Here is a 2,183-nt window from a genome sequence, read left to right as displayed (position 1 = left end):
CTGCGGCTCGGCGACGTGCATCTGCCCGAGCGCCCGGATCTGCGCATTCCGCTCCTCGTACGGCTCCCGCTGGAACGTGGCCTGTGGATCGACTCGGGGCGGAGCGACTCCGGGGCGGACATGGTGCTGGACGGTACGGATCTGAAGCGCCTCGCACTGGAGACCGCCGTCGCCCACGCCGTACGGCTGCTCGCCGCGTACCCGGCGGGAGAGATGTCCATCCAGGTCATCGACCCGGCGGGGGCCGGCGCCGCCGTCTTCGCGCCGCTGATCCGGGCCGGAGTGCTCGCCGGGCCGCCGGCAGCGGGGGCCGCCGGGGTGGAGGCCGCCCTCGACCGGCTCACCCGACGCGTCGACCTGGTCCAGATGGCGGTCCGGGCCGGTGCCGCCGACGCGCTGCCGCCGGATCTCGACCCGGCCGGTCACCTGCTCGTCGTCAACGACTTCCCGCACGGCTTCGACGACCGCGCGGTCACCCGGCTGCGCTACCTCGCCGACGAGGGCCCCTCGGTCGGCGTGCATCTGCTGCTGGTCGCGGACCAGGAGGACGCGTCCGCGTACGGGCCGGTCCTCGCACCGTTCTGGCGGGGGCTGCTGCGGCTCACCCCGCTCGCGGGCGACCACCTCGCCGACCCCTGGGTCCGGCACGTGTGGACGTACGAACCCCCGCGGGTGCCGCAGGGCAGCCGGGTCCTGGAACAGGTACTCGCCGGCGTGGCCGAGGCGCGACGGGCCCGGGGGCTCTGACACTCTCCGGCGGTCCGCCACTCAGGTCCGCCACTCTCCGGGAACCGCCGACCGCCACCCGCCGACCGCCACGCGGGCGACGGGAAGGTGCGGCGCTAACGCACTAAGACCGTCGGAACCAGGGTCTTTTGATTCTCCTTTGCCATCCTCTTTACCTTTTCTTGGGTAAGCCTGTACCGTTTCTTGGACGGAGGGGAGTATTCCCACACGTGGCGTTCCCGTCAGTACGGACTGTGACCGGTCCCGGGGCGCCGGCCCGGCGTACATCCCGTACGCCCGGGTGGAAGAGACCTCCGGCAGCGACGACGCTGATCAGTAGCCGTAGCGAACTGCCGGAGGCGCAGTGGACGTTTCATGGACCCTCTGGGTGCTGACCATTCTCGGTCTGGCAGCCCTCATCGCCGTCGACTTCTTCATCGGGCGCAAGCCCCATGACGTGTCGACCAAGGAAGCCGGAATCTGGACGATCGTCTGGATCGCGCTGGCGGCACTCTTCGGCCTGGGCCTGTTGGTCTTCGGCAACAGCCAGGCATCCGGCGAATTCTTCGCCGGCTTCATCACCGAGAAATCGCTGAGCGTCGACAACCTCTTCGTCTTCGTCCTGATCATGGCGAAGTTCTCGGTGCCCTCCCAGCTCCAGCAGCGGGTGCTGCTGGTCGGCGTGCTGATCGCCCTGGTGCTCCGGGCCATCTTCATCGCGGCCGGCGCGGCCGTCATCGCCAACTTCTCGTGGATCTTCTACATCTTCGGCGCGTTCCTGATCTACACGGCGTGGAAGCTGATCCAGGAGGCGCGGGCCGACGAGGACGAGGAGGAATTCGAGGAGAACCGGCTGCTCAAGTCCATCGAGCACCGTTTCGGTGTCGCCGACCGTTACCACGGCACCAAGCTCTTCATCCGCAACAACGGCAAGCGCGTCATGACCCCGCTGATGGTCGTCATGCTCGCGATCGGCACCACCGACGTGCTGTTCGCCCTCGACTCCATCCCGGCGATCTTCGGCCTGACCCAGGACCCGTACATCGTCTTCACGGCCAACGCCTTCGCGCTGATGGGTCTGCGCCAGCTGTACTTCCTCATCGGCGGGCTGCTGAAGAAGCTGGTCCACCTCAGCTACGGACTCTCGGTGATCCTCGGCTTCATCGGCGTCAAGCTGGTGCTGCACGCGCTGCACGAGTCGGGTCTGCACGTCCCCGAGATCTCGATCCCGCTCTCGCTCTCCGTCATCTGCGGCGTGCTGGTGATCACCACCATCACCAGTCTGATCGCGAACCGGAAGCAGGCGGCGGCCGAGGCCGCCGCGGTCGGTTCTGGGCCGGAGTCCGCGTCCGAGGCCGAGGCCGAGTCCCGGAAGGGCAGCAGCAGCATCGGCGGCTGAGCCCTACGGCACCTCGGTCGCCACGACGAGGGGCGCCCGGCCACCGTGCACACGGTGG

At 68.7% G+C, this 2,183-nt stretch carries 1 protein-coding gene and 1 pseudogene; both read left to right on the top strand.

The annotated features are described in order from the left end of the window. Window positions 1–747, top strand: a pseudogene (locus tag ACWD3D_RS36380) (TerD family protein); the annotation flags it as partial. 343 nt (window positions 748–1,090) lie between these two features. Then, window positions 1,091–2,125 carry a TerC family protein gene (locus ACWD3D_RS36375; RefSeq protein WP_451464934.1) on the top strand — a complete coding sequence of 345 codons (1,035 nt, stop codon included), beginning with the start codon at window positions 1,091–1,093 and terminating at the stop codon, window positions 2,123–2,125. Window positions 2,126–2,183 lie beyond the last annotated feature (58 nt).

The sequence above is a fragment of the Streptomyces sp. NPDC002690 genome (assembly GCF_053592415.1).
Note: the sequence above shows the minus strand (reverse complement) of the source record. Positions and strands in the feature narration are given on the sequence as shown.